Origin of the sequence: Cupriavidus pauculus (assembly GCF_008693385.1) — a bacterium.
GTDB classification, from domain to species: Bacteria; Pseudomonadota; Gammaproteobacteria; order Burkholderiales; family Burkholderiaceae; genus Cupriavidus; species Cupriavidus pauculus_D.
In genome coordinates this window covers 911,420-927,180 of sequence record NZ_CP044065.1, presented here as the reverse complement: position 1 = coordinate 927,180, position 15,761 = coordinate 911,420, and the positions used below count along the sequence as shown (strand labels likewise).

Below are 15,761 nucleotides of genomic sequence, written 5' to 3'. Positions count from 1 at the left end.
ACCGCGTCGAAACCTGCCTTGCACCGCCTCGCCGGTCATTCCCATGCCAAGCGATATCGCGAGAGATATCTGCATCACTTTCAATGTCGCAATGACCAGTTGACGCCAATCCCTCACGCCATGCGCGAGGGATCGGCCCTGTCGGACGGGTGTCGCGGAGAGGCGCTAGCATGTCCCTCCCCGCCACGTCCCGTCCGGCGTCAGGACGCGCGCAAGCGTATCAACCCCACTTGCCACGGCGAACGTAGACGTTCACGACCGTGGTGTTGCGCACGTTGGCGCCAGCGCGGGAGGTGGAGTTGGCACGCGTGTTGGCGGCCGGTGCCGAGGCACCTTCGTAGCCGCCCACCACGCCGTGCGCCTGTTCGCGGCTCATCTTGCGAATCTGACTGACGTTATGCATCACTAATCCTCACTAGTTTCAGAGTGGTCTTCGTTAACAACCATGGAAGGAATGCGAACCGCCATTCCGTCCGATCGACGCGCCAATCCTGCCGGCGCGTTGAAGTCATTCTCGGGTTCAACCCCGATCCCACCGCGATTCTTCACAGAAATTTGCAGGCGCCCGACGAGAATATTTTTAAAAGAATCACACTCCGCCATTCCGGTTTATTTTCGAAAGACCGTGGGGCCGCGGGCGCCGGACCCCGCCACGGCCACGGACGGGCGGGCGAACCCTTATAATTCGGCCATTGCGCCGCGCGTCGCCCCCAAGACGCCTTGACGCTCGACGCCCCGACTCACCCTCAGCAGCCCAGCACATCCATGTCCGCTCAACTGATCGACGGCAACGCCCTTGCCAAACACATCCGAACCGAAGCCGCCCAGCGCGCCGCCCGCCTGACCGAACGCGGTCACCAGCCCGGCCTCGCCGTGGTACTGGTCGGCGAGGACCCGGCCAGCCAGGTCTACGTGCGCAACAAGGTGAAGGCCTGCGAGGACAACGGTTTCCACTCGTCGCTGGACCGGTATCCGGCCGACCTCTCGGAAGCCGACCTGCTCGCGCGCATCGACGCGCTGAACCGCGACCCGAAGATCCACGGCATCCTGGTCCAGCTGCCGCTGCCGAAGCACATCGACAGCCACAAGGTCCTCGAGGCCATCGCCCCCGAGAAGGACGTCGATGGCTTCCACGTCGCCAACGCGGGCGCGCTGATGACCGGCGCCCCGCTGTTCCGCCCGTGCACGCCCTATGGCTGCATGAAGATGCTCGAGTCCGTTCAGTACCCGCTGCGCGGCGCGCGCGCGGTCGTGATCGGCGCGTCGAACATCGTCGGCAAGCCGATGGCCATGCTGCTGCTGCAGGCCGGCGCCACGGTGACCATCTGCAACAGCAAGACGCGCGATCTGGCCGCGCACACGCGCGATGCCGACGTGGTCGTGGCCGCCGTGGGCCGTCGCAATATCCTGACTGCGGACATGGTGAAGCCGGGCGCGGTCGTGATCGATGTGGGCATGAACCGCGACGATGCCGGCAAGCTGTGCGGCGACGTCGATTTCGCGGGCGTGCGCGAGGTGGCCGGCTACATCACGCCGGTGCCGGGCGGCGTAGGCCCGATGACGATCACGATGCTGCTCGTCAACACGCTGGAAGCCGCCGAACGCGTCGCGGACGCCGCGCGGGCCTGACGCCCCCGGGCCGGCTAACGGCCCGATTGAAAACGCATACTGGAAATTTCGCCGCGAAGGCCTCATCTTGCACATAGGTGCCGCCGCCCGAGGCGGCCTTCACCGAAGCAACGCCGTCACCGAATATTCGTGAGAACCGCCATGGAAAAAGACGTCACCTCCCTGCAAGACAATCCCCTGGCCGACTTCACCGACCTGCCGCGGTTCGCCGAGATCCGCCCCGAGCACATCGGACCCGCGCTGGACGTGCTGCTCGCGCAGGCCCAGGCCGCCGTGGATCGCGCCGAAGACCCCGCCACGCCCGCCACATGGCGCGATGCCGTGGAGGCGCTGGAAGCCGCGACCGAACCCCTCGGCCGCGCCTGGGGCGTCGTCGGACACCTGAGCGCCGTCGCGGACACCCCGGAACTGCGCAAGGCGCATGCCGACAACCTGCCGCGCATGACCGAGTTCTGGTCGTCGCTGGGCCAGAGCCTCGCGCTGTACGACAAGTACAAGGCCGTGGCCGCCGGCCCCGAATTCGCGGGCCTGAGCCCCGCGCGCAAGCAGTTGCTCGAGAACGAGCTGCGCGGCTTCCGCCTGGGCGGCGCCGAGCTGGCGGAGGACCGCAAGCCCCGCTTCGCGCAGATCCAGGAAGAACAGGCCCAGTTGTCCAAGGCCTTTTCGGACCACGTGCTGGACGCGACCAATGCCTACGGCCTGTTCGTCGAGGACGAATCGCGCCTGGCCGGCATTCCCGAGGACGCGAAGGAAGCCGCGGCCATGGCCGCGCAGAAGGACGGCAAACCCGGCTGGAAGTTCACGCTGCATTTCCCCTCGTACTTCCCCGTGCTCCAGTACGCGGACGACCGCGCGCTGCGCCAGACCATGTACGAAGCCAGCGTCACGCGCGCGTCCGAGCTGGGCGCGAAGTACGGCAGCGGCAAGGACGAGTGGGACAACACCGCGAACATGCGCGACCAGCTTGCGCTGCGCCGCGAAGAAGCGCAGATGCTCGGCTACGCCAACTATGGCGAGGTCTCCCTCGTGCCGAAGATGGCCGAATCGCCGGCCGACGTGCTGCGCTTCCTCGACGAACTCGGCGTCAAGGCCCGCCCGTACGCCGAGAAGGACTGGGCGGAACTGCGCGCGTTCGCGGCCAGCGAGCTCGGCCTGAACACGATCGAGCCGTGGGACGTGGCCTATGCCTCCGAAAAGCTGCGCCAGCAGCGTTATGCGTTCTCGGAGCACGAGGTCAAGCAGTACTTCCCGGAGCAGAAGGTGCTCGAGGGCCTGTTCGGCGTGATCGAGAAACTGTTCACGGTCCGGATCGAACCCGATCAGGCGCAAACCTGGCACAAGGACGTGCGTTTCTTCCGCGTGGTCAATCCGCAGGGCGCGCTGCTCGCGCAGTTCTACGTCGACCTGTACGCGCGCGAAGGCAAGCGTGGCGGCGCGTGGATGGACGACGCGCGCGGCCGCAAGGAGCGCGACAACGGCACCGTGCAGACGCCCGTGGCCTACCTGACCTGCAATTTCTCCGCGCCGGTCGGCGACAAGCCCGCGCTGTTCACGCACGATGAAGTCATCACGCTGTTCCACGAGTTCGGGCACGGCCTGCACCACATGCTGACGCAGGTGGGCGACCTCGGCGTGTCGGGCATCAACGGCGTGGAATGGGATGCCGTGGAACTGCCGTCGCAGTTCATGGAAAACTTCTGCTGGGAGTACGAAGTACTGTCCGGCATGACCCAGCATGTCGAGACGGGCGAGCCGCTGCCGCGCGCGCTGTTCGATCGCATGCTCGCGGCCAAGAACTTCCAGAACGGCATGATGACGCTGCGCCAGATCGTGTACTCGTCGTTCGACATGCATCTGCACACCGACTTCGACCCGCAGGGCGGCAAGACGGTGCTGGAGCTGTCGCGCGAGATCAACAACCGCGTGCACGTGGTGCCGCAGCATCCGCTGTCGCGCTGGCCGAACACGTTCAGCCATATCTTCGCGGGCGGCTACGCGGCGGGCTATTACAGCTACAAGTGGGCGGAAGTGCTGTCCGCGGACGTCTATGCGGCGTTCGAGGAAGCGGCGCAGCTGTCCGGCAGCGTGCTCGACGGCGAAACGGGCCGGCGCTACCACCGCGAGATCCTGTCCGTGGGCGGCAGCCGCCCGGCGATGGAATCGTTCGTCGCGTTCCGGGGCCGCGCGCCGCAGATCGACGCGCTGCTGCGTCACGGTGGCATGGCCGAGGGCGTCTCCGCGTAACCGCCCCATGCTCCGCGCATGAACCTGCCCTTCCCGATCCGCACCGAGTGTCCCCCGGGCGCGTGCGTGTGCGACCGGGAAGCGCTCCTCGCGGATCCGAACGCGGACCTCCGCATCCTGCGACTCACGCGCGAGGAAGAGAAGCGCCTCGTCGACAGGCTCGAGAATCTTTCGAGCCTGGCCGACCTGCGCAAGATGGAAGAACGCATGCACGCCCAGCTCGGCATCGTCGTGACGATCACGCCGAGCGCGCGCGAGGTCCGTACCACGCGCGGCATCCATATCCAGCTCGCCGACCAGCCGGGCCTCTGCCGCAAGACCAAGCAGAACATTCCAGCCGCCATCCGCCGCAGCATGGAACGGCATCCGGAAATCGCCTACGCCATCCTCGACGGCTACGATCTCGTCGGACAGGGCGGCCTCGATCTCGCGGGTAGCGACGGTGCGGGTGGGAACGACTCGGGCGGGCACGAATAGTACAATCGCGGCATTCCATCCGCACTCCCCCCACCCATGCGAATCGCCAGCTGGAACGTCAATTCCCTCAAGGTCCGTCTGCCCCAGGTATTACAGTGGCTCGCCGCGCAGGACGCGGCCGGTACGCCGATCGACGCGCTCTGCCTGCAGGAATTGAAACTCCCCGACGACAAGTACCCGCTGGCCGAACTCGAGAATGCCGGCTTCCACAGCGTGTACACGGGCCAGAAGACCTACAACGGCGTGGCCATCGTCGCGCGCGACGGCAGCATGCCCGGTCCCGTCGATGTCGTGCGCAATATCCCCGGCTTCGAGGACACGCAGCAGCGCGTGGTCGCCGCGACCTACGGCGACGTGCGGCTGATCAGCGCCTATTTCCCGAACGGCCAGGCGCTGGACTCGGACAAGTTCGTCTACAAGCTCGACTGGCTGCGCGCGCTCACGCCGTGGATCCAGTCGGAGATGGCGCGCTACCCGAAGCTCGCGCTGCTCGGCGACTTCAATATCGCCCCCGAGGACCGCGACGTGCACGACCCCGCCAAGTGGGAAGGCCAGAACCTCGTCTCGCCACCGGAGCGCGATGCGTTCAGGGCGCTGGTCGCGCTCGGCCTCGTCGATGCGTTCCGCATGTTCGAGCAGCCCGAGAAGATGTTCTCGTGGTGGGATTACCGCATGATGGGCTTCCGCCGCAACGCGGGCCTGCGCATCGACCATATCCTGCTGTCGCCCGAACTCGCCGGCCGTTGCACCGCGTGCGCCATCGACAAGGAGCCACGCCGCTGGGAGCAGCCCTCCGACCATACGCCGGTAGTGGCGACGCTCGACCTCGCATGATGCCCGCGGCTGGCGATCGCGGTCTGCGGGGCGTGGTCCCCCGCCTGTTTCCATGGGCGCGACGCATCACGCCGCTGACGCTGCGCGCGGACCTCATCGCCGGCCTGCTCGGCGCGGTGCTCGTGCTGCCGCAGGGGGTCGCGTTCGCGACGCTGGCCGGCCTGCCGCCGCAGTACGGCATCTACACGGCGGTGGTGCCCTGCATCGTCGCCGCGCTGTTCGGCTCCAGCTGGCACGTGATGTCGGGGCCGACCAACGCGAACTCGCTCGCCCTGTTCGCGATGCTGAGTCCCGTCGCCTTCGCGGGCAGCCCCGCATATATCGCGCTCGCGCTCGCGGTCACGATCCTCGTCGGTCTGCTGCAACTCGCGGTGGGCGTGCTGCGCCTCGGCTCGCTCGCCAACTTTATCTCGCCGTCGGTGCTGCTGGGCTTCACGTGCGGCGCCGCCACGCTGATCGCGCTCTATGCGCTCAAGGACCTGTTCGGACTCGCCGTGCCCACCGGCACGAGCGCGTTCGGGGTCGTCCGCTTCCTGTTCGAGAACCTCGACACCATCAACTGGAACGCGGTGGCGGTCGGCGCCATCACGCTGGGCGTCACGCTCGCGGTGCGCCGCGTGTCGCGCCGCCTGCCGTTCATGCTGATCGGCCTGCTCGCGGGTTACGCGGCCGCGCTGTCGCTCAATGCGAGCGGCTGGGGCGATCCGCGCCATGTGAACGTGATCGGCCCGATCCCATCGGCCTTCCCACCGTTCCAGTTGCCGGATCTCAACTGGCGCACGCTGCCGGACCTGCTCGGCATCGCGTCCGCGCTGACGATCGTCGCGCTGGGCCAGTCGATCTCCATCGCCAAGGCGGTGGCGCTGCGCTCGGGCCAGCATATCGACGCCAACCGCGAATTCATCGGCCAGGGGCTGTCGAATATCGCGGGCGGCCTGTTCTCGAGCTATATCTCGTGCGGCTCGCTGAACCGCTCGATGCCGAACTTCGAAGCCGGCGCGCAGACGCCGATGGCGAGCGTGTTCTCGGCGCTGCTGCTCGTGGTGCTCGTGCTCGTCAGCGCCCCGCTGCTCGCGCAGATTCCGCACGCGGCCATCGCCGCGATGCTGCTGCTCGTGGCCTGGGGGCTGCTCGATATCGCGCGCCTGCGACGTATCGCGCGGCTGTCCCGCATCGAGTTCGCGATCGCCATCGGCACGTTCGCCGCCACGCTCGTCATCCGGCTCGAAATGGCCGTGCTGCTCGGCACGATCCTGTCGCTCGTGGCCTATCTCTACCGCACGTCGCGCCCCGCGGTGCGCAGCCTCGTGCCCGATGCCGACGATCCGGGCCGCCGCTTCACGCCCCTCGACGAGCTCCATCGCCCGCAACCCGAATGCCCGCAGCTCAAGCTGCTGCGCATGGAGGGTGCGATCTTCTTCGGCGCCGTGCAATACGTGACCGACCGCCTGCACTGGCTGCGCACGGTCGATGCCAGTCAGACGCATCTGCTCGCGATGACCAAGAGCATGAACTTTATCGATCTGGCCGGCGCGGAGATGTGGGAATCGGAACTCGCGGAGCGGCGGGCGGCGGGCGGCGATCTCTACTTCCACCGGCCACGCACGCAGGTGCTGGAGACGTGGGCGCAGACCGGCTTTGCCGACAAGCTCGGACCCGACCACGTGTTCCCGACCAAGCGGCAGGCGCTGCACACGATCATTGCCCGGCTTTCACCCGAGATCTGTGCGCAATGCCACGTACGCATCTTCGAGGAATGCGCAAGCCGTCCCGGCGGCCCGGATTACCGTGCGTCGGAAGATGAAAACATCAGGGGGGATAAACCTCTATGAAGGTACGCCGGCTGGCCCGATAGAGAACCGGGGCCGATGCCGGCGCAGGAGGGTCGCGTCGTCGGTGCCTGCCGAATCGCTACGACGACCCGGCGCCACCAGCGGCGCAAGACTGCGCGTCTTACACCGGCGCCACGTGTGCGCGTTTCACGACGATCGGCTGGGGCACGCCCTGCTCGATCAGTACTACCGCCGCGCGTTCGATGGTCTCGCGACCTGCGCGGAATGCTTCTTCCAGTGACAGCACCTGGTCGGCACTGAAGCCTTCCCACAGCGCTTCGCGCGTCACCACGCACGTCACTTGCTCGCCATCGACGAGCGCATGGAACAGCAGTCCCTCGTTATTGATGTCGTAGCGCTCTTGCTCCTGGAATTTGATTTCCATCATCACAGCCCTCCATATGCAAGTGGAGAAGCATCCTAACATGGCTCGCCCCAAGTCGTGTGCGAAGACCCCCAACTCGCGCCGAGATTGCATGACGTTCGGGCGTGCGATACGTGCCATCACAGGTCGTCTTTGCATACCTATGTGTCGTTGTCATGGATGCGCGTGTATTTTCTGCCCGGGATTTGACAAGCGCAAAATTGATGATAAAATCTCGTTCTTCGTTGGGGCGTTAGCTCAGTTGGTAGAGCAGCGGACTCTTAATCCGTAGGTCGAGTGTTCGAGTCACTCACGCCCCACCAGCGAATTTAAAAAAGCCGGAACCTGAAAAGGTCCCGGCTTTTTGCATTCCTGCCGCACATCAATCGTCAATGCGCCTGCGCACGCTCGAACAGCGTCCGCGCCAGCCGCCGATGATCGGCGAGCACCACAGGCAGGTCCGCGGTCCGCAACACGCCGTCCCGCACCACGACCCGGCCGTTGATGACGCTCGTCGCCACCGTGCCCGGCGTGCAGAACACCAGCGCCGCCACGGGATCGTGCCCCGCGCCCGCATAGCCCACGCCCGACATGTCGAATGCCACGACATCGGCCGACATGCCCGGCGCCAGCGCGCCGATATCGTCGCGATCGAGCACCCGTGCACCGCCCAGCGTGGCGATCTCCAGCGCCTCGCGCGCGCTCATTGCCGCCGGCCCATGGCCGACACGCTGCAACAGCATCGCCTGCCGCGCCTCGCCGAGCATATGCGCCCCGTCGTTCGAGGCACTGCCATCGACACCGAGCCCCACGGGCACCCCCGCATCGCGCATCGCGCGAATCGGCGCGATGCCGGAAGCCAGCCGCATGTTCGAGCACGGACAATGCGCGATGCCGGTTCCCGTGCGCGCAAACAGCGCGATACCAGGCGCGTCGAGCTTCACGCAGTGCGCGTGCCATACGTCGTGGCCGACCCAGCCGAGGTCTTCGGCATATTCGGCCGGTGTCATGCCAAAGCGCTCGCGCGAGTACGCAACGTCGTTGTCGTTCTCGGCCAGATGCGTGTGGAGGGAGACGCCATAGTGGCGCGCCATGACGGCGGACTCGCGCATCAGGTCGCGCGATACCGAGAACGGCGAGCACGGCGCCAGCACCACGCGCAGCATCGCGTGCCGCGAGGCATCGTGATACTGCTCGACCAGGCGCTGGCTGTCGCGCAGGATCGCGGCCTCCTGTTCCACCACGACGTCGGGCGGCAGCCCACCCTGGCTTTGGCCGACGCTCATCGAACCGCGCGCCGCATGGAAGCGCATCCCCATTTCGTGCGCCGCGCCAATCGCGTCATCGAGTCGCGCGCCGTTCGGATACAGATACAGGTGGTCGCTGGTCGTCGTGCAACCGGACAGCATCAGCTCGGCCATCGCCGTCCGCGTCGAGGCCGCGATCATCTCGGGCGTCAGATGCGACCAGATCATATACAGGTTCGTCAGCCACGAGAACAGCTCCGCGTCCTGCGCGGCGGGCACCGCGCGCGTCAGGCTCTGGTACATGTGGTGATGCGTGTTGACGAGGCCCGGCATCACCACGTGGCCCGTCATGTCGATGACCTCGGCAGCGCCCGCGTCGGCACGCTCGCGCCATTCGCGCGGCAGCGCGTCCGTGGGGCCGACCCATACGATCGACGGTCCATCGGTCACCAGCGCGCCGCGCGGAATCTCGCGGCGTTCCGCGTCCATCGTGACGAGCACATCGGCGTTTTGCAGAATCAGGGGCATGGCGAAACTCGCTGGGCAGTGATGGCCACAGTCTAGGCCCATGCACGCCACCGAAGGAAGCGCCGATTTTCGCGCGAGGTGTCCACAAAATGCGCACACCTCCCGCGCCGGCCGGCCCGTCGTCCTCAGCGCTCCAGAACGGCCATGGCCGCCGCCATCGCTTCAGCCATCAGCTGCGCGGCAGGGCTCGCCACCCCGCGCGCGCGGGTCACCAGCCGGAGCGTCTGCCGCGGCAGCCCCGCATCGCGCAACGGCACGTACACCACGCCGCCGTGCGCCCGCGCCTCGCGCACATCGAGCGGATTGAGCAACGCCACACCGCTGCCCGCCGCGGCAAGCCGCTGCAACAGCTCGATCGACGTCGACTCGACCCCGGGCACCACCTCGAGCGCCGCCGCTGCAAACGCGCCATCGATCAGTGCGCGAATGGAGAGCGATGGTGCCGGCAACAGCAGCGGATATCCCGCGCACTCGGCCAGCTGCACGGAGACCTGCCCCGCCAGCGGATGCCCGGGCGCGACCACGGCGCCGATCTGCCAGTGGCTGCCGGCGACGATGCGCAACGCGGGCAGATCGGGCAGGTCGTAGCCGAGCCCGATGTCGGCGTCGCCCTCCTCCACCGCGCGCAGGATACTCTCGACCGGCAGGTCGGCCACGCGCACCGCGATGCCCGGATGCCGCTGCCGGAAGTCGTGCACGAGCGACGGCATCCAGGCCCCGGCAAGGCCCGCGGTGACCGCGACCGTCACCACACCGCGCCGCGCATGCCGGATGTCCGCAATCCGCGCGCGCAGCGCCTCATGTTCGCGCAGCGTCTGCCGTGCGTGGGCCACCACCATTTCGCCGAGCGGCGTCAGCACGAGCCGCCGCTGGATGCGTTCGAACAACGGCGCACCAAGCTCGGCCTCGAGGTCGAGGATCTGCCGGTTGATCGCTGTGGGTGCGACGTGCAGATGGACGGCCGCCTGACGGATCGAACCGCGGCGAACCACTTCATCGAGATAGCGCAGGACACGAGCGTGCATGGCGCGCATTGTAATCAGAAAAAATGCACGAGAGGGGTTGCGCGTTCTTCGGACGCTGCTATAATCGCTGTCTTCGTTGGGGCGTTAGCTCAGTTGGTAGAGCAGCGGACTCTTAATCCGTAGGTCGAGTGTTCGAGTCACTCACGCCCCACCAGCGAATTTAAAAAAGCCGGAATCCGCAAGGATCTCCGGCTTTTTGCTTTGGCGCTCTCGTAAAAAAGGGCCATAAAAAAACCCTCTCCATCGGAGAGGGTTGTTATCGCTTACGCGCCTTCGCGCGAAGCACGCTTGCGCTCGTGCTCCTTCAGATGGCGCTTGCGCAGACGAATGCTCTTCGGCGTGATCTCGACCAGCTCGTCGTCGGCGATGAATTCCACCGCGTACTCGAGCGACATCTGGATCGGCGGCACCAGACGCACGGCTTCGTCGGTACCCGACGCGCGCACGTTGGTCAGCTGCTTGCCCTTGATCGGGTTCACGACGAGGTCGTTGTCGCGGCTATGGATACCGATGATCATGCCTTCGTACAGCGCATCGCCCGGCTTCACGAACATGCGGCCGCGATCCTGCAGCTTCCACAGTGCGTAGGCCACAGCATCGCCGTCGTCCTGCGAGATCAGCACGCCGTTGTGGCGATCGCCCAGACCGCCTTCGCGCAGCGGCGCGTAGTCGTCGAAGATATGGCTGATCAGGCCGGTACCGCGCGTCAGCGTCAGGAACTCGCCCTGGAAGCCGATCAGGCCGCGTGCCGGAATCCGGTACTCCAGACGCGTACGGCCCTTGCCGTCCGATGCCATGTCGAGCAGCTCGCCCTTGCGGCGGCCCAGCTCTTCCATCACCGAACCCTGGTGGCCGTCTTCCACGTCCACGGTCAGCAGCTCGTACGGCTCGTGCTTGACGCCGCCGATGTCCTTGAACACCACGCGCGGACGCGACACGGCCAGCTCGTAGCCTTCGCGGCGCATGTTTTCCAGCAGGATGGTCAGGTGCAGTTCGCCGCGGCCCGACACTTCGAAGATCGTGTCGTCGCCGGTATCGGCCACGCGCAGCGCCACGTTCGACTTGAGTTCGCGGTCCAGACGCTCGCGCAGCTGGCGGCTCGTCACGAACTTGCCTTCACGGCCGGCCAGCGGCGACGTGTTGACGCAGAAGTTCATGGTCAGCGTGGGCTCGTCCACCTTCAGCATCGGCAGCGCGTCCTGCGCGTCCGGCGCCATCACGGTGCAGCCGATACCCAGCTCCTCGATGCCGTTGATCAGCACGATGTCGCCGGCTTCCGCCTCGGGCACGATCTCGCGCTCGAGACCCACGAACTTCAGGACCTGATTGATACGGCCCTTGATCGGGTTGCCTTCCGGACCGAACTTGACCACCACGTCCTGCAGCGGACGCGCGCGGCCACGCGAGATACGGCCCACGCCGATCTTGCCGACGTAGCTCGAGTAGTCGAGCGAGATGATCTGCAGCTGCAGCGGACCGTCCGGATCGTCGTCGCGCACGGGCACCTTGTCCAGCACGGTCTCGAACAGCGGCTTCATGTCGCCTTCGCGCACCGCGTCGGTCAGGCCCGCGTAGCCGTTCAGGCCCGAGGCGTAGATCACGGGGAAATCCAGCTGCTCGTCGCTCGCGCCGAGCTTGTCGAACAGGTCGAACGTCTGGTTGATCACCCACTCCGGACGCGCGCCCGGACGGTCGATCTTGTTGATCACGACGATCGGCTTCAGGCCGAGGGCCAGCGCCTTGCGCGTGACGAAGCGCGTCTGCGGCATCGGGCCTTCGACGGCATCCACCAGCAGCAGCACGCCGTCGACCATCGACAGCACACGCTCCACTTCACCGCCGAAGTCCGCGTGTCCCGGGGTATCGACGATGTTGATGTGCGTGCCGTTGTATTCGACGGCACAGTTCTTCGCGAGGATCGTGATCCCGCGTTCCTTTTCCAGGTCGTTCGAATCCATCACGCGTTCCGCGACTTGCTGGTTTTCGCGGAAGGTGCCTGCCTGGCGCAGGAGTTGGTCGACCAGGGTGGTCTTGCCATGATCGACGTGAGCGATGATGGCGATGTTGCGGATAGCGCGGGTCATGAGGCGTCCCCCGAATTCGGAGCGTTCTAAAAATAACCCGACATTCTAGCATGTTGCAGCGCAAGAATGCGATGAATCGCTGCGGACCCGTGCAGACGCCGGTTGTCAGACAGGTCAGTTCATTTTATTGCGAACCGTGCAATATCGAATTGCGGCCATTGCAGCGTTCGCATCACATGCATACATTTGCCCCGGCAACCTTTGCCGTGGCAATGAATGACATCTCAGGCACCTCCCCCCTCCTCGACCGATCCGTTCGATCCCGACCGCTATGAAATGGGCCGCAGTATCGGCTACGTGCTCGCGCGCGCCAAAAGCCACCTTGCCTATAGCGTGGAGCAGGAAGTCAGCGACCTCGATATCACGCATCCGCAGGCCAGCTGCCTGATGATGCTCGCCAAGGGAGCGGCGCGAACGGTGACCGACCTTGGGCGCGAACTCGGCACCGATGCCGGTTCCGTCACGCGCCTGCTCAGCCGGCTCGAGAAGCGCGGCCTGATTGCCCGCACACGCCGGGACGACGACCGCCGCGTCGTGGACCTGTCGCTGACTTCGGAAGGCGAGGCCCTCGTCGGCAAGCTGCCCGCGATCTACTGCGGCGTGCTCCGGCGCCATTTCGAAGGATTCACCACGGCCGAAATCGAAACGCTGCGCGGCCTGCTCCAGCGCGTGATCGACAACCATCAGGACCTCTCCAAATCATGAAGCCAGTCCATTCCACCGCATTGAAGGTGCTGGCCGCCCTCGCGGTGTCGATCGTCGCCGGGTGCGCCGCATTCGGCGATGCCCAGAGCACGCAGACCATGACCTCGCCGGACGCGCTCGCGCAAGGCGCGTCGCAGGTACTTGCGGCCGGCCATGGCGAGTGGCCGTCGCAGGACTGGGTCGATCAGTTCCAGGACCCGCAGCTGCGCGCGCTCGTCGATGAGGCCACGCACGACAACCCGAACCTGCAGGCCGCGTTCGCGCGCGTGCAGGCCTCGCGCGCGATGGCCATGGCCACGCGCGCCGCGCTGTACCCGGGCATCGACTTCGAAGGCAGCATCGTGCGCCAGCGCTTCTCGTCCACGGATCTGTTCGAGGGCACGCCCCTCGCGGGTTCGTGGCAGAACGCCTCGCGCATGCAGTTCGGGCTCGACTACGATTTCGACTTCTGGGGCAAGAACCGCGCGGCGCTGGAAGCGGCGCTCTCCGAAGACCGCGCGGCCGAAGCGGAAAGCCAGGCTTCGCGGCTGCTGCTCTCCACGGCCATCGCACGCAACTACAACCGGCTGGCCGCGCTGTACGCGCAGCGCGACGTTGCCGAGCGCGCCATCGCCCAGCGCCGCGACCTGACCGAACTGTCGCGCCAGCGGCTGTCCGCGGGCCTCGACACGCAGGTGGAAACCACCCAGGCGCGCGGCACGGTCGCGGCCGCGCAGACGGACCTGCAACGCATCGACGAAGACATCGCGCTCGCGCGCAACCAGCTCGCGGCGCTGCTCGGCAAGGGCCCCGACCGCGGCCTGCGGATCGCAAAGCCCACGCTGCTGGCGCACGCCACGCCGACGCTGCCCGACGACCTCGCCATCGGCCTGCTGGGCCGCCGTCCCGACATCGTGGCCGCACGCTGGCGCGTGGAAGCCGCGGCCGGCGACGTGAGCGTCGCGCGCAAGGAATTCCTGCCGGACATCACGTTCAGCGCCTACGCGGGCGTGGCATCGCTCGATCCGTCCAACCTGCTGATGGGCATCAGCCGCACGTTCGGCTTCGGCCCCGCGGTGCAGTTGCCGATCTTCGCGGGCGGCCGGCTGCGCGCGAACCTCAAGGGCCGTTACGCGCAGTACGACATCGCGGTGGCCAGCTACAACCAGACGCTCGTCGATGCGCTGCGCGAAACCGCGGACACGGTGACGAGCATCCGCAGCGTCGATCAGCAGATCGTCACGCAGCGCGAGGCGCTGGATCTGGCCGAGCACGCGTATTCGCTCGCCACCACGCGCTACAAGGCGGGCCTCGGCACGCAGCTCACGGTCCTCAATGCCGAGAGCACGGTGCTGCAGCAGCGCCGCCTTGCCACAGACCTGCAGGCACGCCGGCTCGACCTCCAGATCGGCCTGGTCAAGGCGCTCGGCGGCGGCTACGCGGCCCCCGAGGCCGCGCCAAAACCGACGCATGGCTGATCCCGGCGAACCCACACACGCACCGCACACGCAAGAGACCGATATGAGCACCGACGCGCAATCCGCCGCACCCGCCAACAGTAACGGCAACGGTAATGGCAATGGCAACAACAACAAGCGCAAGCGACTGCTGATCGCCCTGACCGCCGCGGTGGTCGTGGCCGGCATCGGCTATGGCCTGTACTGGGGCCTGTACGCCCGCCATTTCGAGAACACCGACGATGCCTACGTCGCCGGCAACGTCGTGCAGGTGACCCCGCTTGCGGGCGGCACCGTCGTCTCGATCGCCGCCGACGACACGCAGCTCGTCACCGCGGGCCAGTCGCTGATCCAGCTGGACCGCGCGGACTCGCAGGTCTCGCTCGAGCAGGCCGAGGCGCAGCTCGCGCAGGCCGTGCGCGAGGTCCGCACGCTCTACGTCAACAACGGTTCGCTCGCGGCCAACGTGGCCATGCGGCAGGCCGACGTGGCCAAGGCGCGCGAGGACCTCGTGCGCCGCCAGGCCATCGCCAATTCGGGCGCGGTATCGAGCGAAGAAATCGCCCACGCGCGCACCGCGCTGCAGGCCGCGGACTCCGCGCTGCTCGCCGCGCAGGAGCAGCTCGCCTCGAACAAGGCGCTGACCGACCAGACCACCGTCGAGAAACATCCGAACGTGCAGCGCGCCGCCGCCAACCTGCGCGCCGCGTATCTCGCGTTCGCGCGCTCGACGCTGCCGGCGCCCGTCACGGGCTACGTGGCCAAGCGCTCCGTGCAGGTGGGCCAGCGCGTGGCGCCGGGCACGCCGCTGATGGCCGTGGTCCCGCTCGACCAGGTCTGGGTCGATGCCAACTTCAAGGAAGTCCAGATCACGCATATGCGCGTCGGCCAGCCGGTCGAGCTCGAAGCCGACGTCTACGGCTCCAAAGTGAAGTACCGCGGCAAGGTCGAGGGCTTCTCGGCGGGCACCGGCGCGGCGTTCTCGCTGCTGCCCGCGCAGAACGCCACCGGCAACTGGATCAAGGTCGTGCAGCGCCTGCCCGTGCGCATCGCGCTCGATCCACAGCAGCTCAGGGACCATCCGCTGCGCGTGGGCCTGTCGATGAACGTCAGCGTCGACGTGCGTAACGAGGATGGCGGCGCGATGGTATCCGCCATCACGCGCGGGCCGATGGAGACCGACGTCTACGACAAGGTCGCGCAGGATGCGGATACGCTCATCGCGCGCATCGTCGCGCTCAACAACGGTGGCCGCACTGCCGGCGCGGCGCCGGCAGCGGCCCCGGCCCCGGCGCCGTCGCGCGGCCCCTCGCCCGCGGACGCGTCGCGCCCGTCGGCCAAGCACGCCTGATCGCG

13 protein-coding genes and 2 tRNA genes are annotated in these 15,761 nt (G+C 66.9%); 10 read left to right on the top strand and 5 right to left on the bottom strand.

Annotation, left to right across the window (positions count from 1 at the left end; translation table 11 throughout):
- Positions 1-220: 220 nt before the first annotated feature.
- Positions 221-403, bottom strand: coding sequence for a hypothetical protein (locus FOB72_RS04315; RefSeq protein WP_150371389.1), 183 nt, complete (start codon positions 401-403; stop codon positions 221-223).
- Between the two features lie 362 nt (positions 404-765).
- On the opposite strand from FOB72_RS04315, the gene folD reads away from it, so the two are divergent.
- The 5 genes from folD to FOB72_RS04290 all read left to right on the top strand — a co-directional run bounded on the left by folD (position 766) and on the right by FOB72_RS04290 (position 7,016).
- On the top strand, positions 766-1,629 hold the full coding sequence (gene folD, locus FOB72_RS04310) for a bifunctional methylenetetrahydrofolate dehydrogenase/methenyltetrahydrofolate cyclohydrolase FolD (RefSeq protein ID WP_150371388.1): 864 nt from the start codon (positions 766-768) through the stop codon (positions 1,627-1,629).
- 141 nt (positions 1,630-1,770) lie between these two features.
- A complete protein-coding gene (locus tag FOB72_RS04305) occupies positions 1,771-3,873 on the top strand; it encodes a M3 family metallopeptidase (RefSeq protein ID WP_150371387.1) in 2,103 nt (700 codons plus the stop codon).
- 18 nt (positions 3,874-3,891) lie between these two features.
- On the top strand, positions 3,892-4,350 hold the full coding sequence (locus FOB72_RS04300) for a hypothetical protein (protein WP_150371386.1): 459 nt from the start codon (positions 3,892-3,894) through the stop codon (positions 4,348-4,350).
- A 36-nt stretch (positions 4,351-4,386) separates the two neighbouring features.
- A complete protein-coding gene (gene xth, locus FOB72_RS04295) occupies positions 4,387-5,184 on the top strand; it encodes an exodeoxyribonuclease III (RefSeq protein WP_150371385.1) in 798 nt (265 codons plus the stop codon).
- Positions 5,181-7,016, top strand: coding sequence for a SulP family inorganic anion transporter (locus FOB72_RS04290; RefSeq protein ID WP_223851408.1), 1,836 nt, complete (start codon positions 5,181-5,183; stop codon positions 7,014-7,016). Before xth ends, FOB72_RS04290 begins: the two co-directional genes overlap by 4 nt.
- 121 nt (positions 7,017-7,137) lie before the next feature.
- Here the strand turns inward: FOB72_RS04290 and FOB72_RS04285 are convergent, their stop codons facing one another.
- The gene (locus tag FOB72_RS04285; RefSeq protein ID WP_109582625.1) at positions 7,138-7,401 is read right to left on the bottom strand and encodes a DUF1488 domain-containing protein; all 264 of its coding nucleotides are present in this window, start codon (positions 7,399-7,401) and stop codon (positions 7,138-7,140) included.
- A gap of 226 nt (positions 7,402-7,627) precedes the next feature.
- On the opposite strand from FOB72_RS04285, the gene FOB72_RS04280 reads away from it, so the two are divergent.
- Positions 7,628-7,703 (top strand) — tRNA-Lys (locus tag FOB72_RS04280).
- Between the two features lie 66 nt (positions 7,704-7,769).
- Here FOB72_RS04280 and FOB72_RS04275 read toward each other — a convergent pair.
- Together FOB72_RS04275 and FOB72_RS04270 are read right to left on the bottom strand one after the other, a co-directional pair.
- The gene (locus FOB72_RS04275; RefSeq protein ID WP_150371384.1) at positions 7,770-9,155 is read right to left on the bottom strand and encodes an 8-oxoguanine deaminase; all 1,386 of its coding nucleotides are present in this window, start codon (positions 9,153-9,155) and stop codon (positions 7,770-7,772) included.
- Positions 9,156-9,280: 125 nt separating this feature from the next.
- Positions 9,281-10,180, bottom strand: coding sequence for a LysR family transcriptional regulator (locus tag FOB72_RS04270; protein ID WP_150371383.1), 900 nt, complete (start codon positions 10,178-10,180; stop codon positions 9,281-9,283).
- 78 nt (positions 10,181-10,258) lie between these two features.
- Here FOB72_RS04270 and FOB72_RS04265 point away from each other — a divergent pair.
- Positions 10,259-10,334, top strand: a tRNA-Lys gene (locus FOB72_RS04265).
- 109 nt (positions 10,335-10,443) lie between these two features.
- On the opposite strand, the gene typA is transcribed toward FOB72_RS04265, so the two are convergent.
- Complete coding sequence (gene typA, locus FOB72_RS04260; protein ID WP_150371382.1) at positions 10,444-12,264, bottom strand: translational GTPase TypA; 1,821 nt, start codon at positions 12,262-12,264, stop codon at positions 10,444-10,446.
- A gap of 216 nt (positions 12,265-12,480) precedes the next feature.
- Here typA and FOB72_RS04255 point away from each other — a divergent pair, with 216 nt between their 5' ends.
- The 3 genes from FOB72_RS04255 to FOB72_RS04245 are packed head-to-tail and all read left to right on the top strand — an operon-like array spanning position 12,481 to position 15,756.
- Positions 12,481-12,969 carry a MarR family winged helix-turn-helix transcriptional regulator gene (locus FOB72_RS04255; RefSeq protein ID WP_150371381.1) on the top strand — a complete coding sequence of 163 codons (489 nt, stop codon included), beginning with the start codon at positions 12,481-12,483 and terminating at the stop codon, positions 12,967-12,969.
- Positions 12,966-14,426 (top strand): efflux transporter outer membrane subunit, encoded by a 1,461-nt coding sequence (locus FOB72_RS04250; RefSeq protein ID WP_150371380.1) that lies wholly within the window; start codon positions 12,966-12,968, stop codon positions 14,424-14,426. Before FOB72_RS04255 ends, FOB72_RS04250 begins: the two co-directional genes overlap by 4 nt.
- A 43-nt stretch (positions 14,427-14,469) precedes the next feature.
- Positions 14,470-15,756, top strand: a complete 1,287-nt coding sequence (locus FOB72_RS04245) for an HlyD family efflux transporter periplasmic adaptor subunit (RefSeq protein ID WP_150371379.1) — start codon at positions 14,470-14,472, stop codon at positions 15,754-15,756.
- The last annotated feature ends 5 nt before the right edge of the window (positions 15,757-15,761 follow it).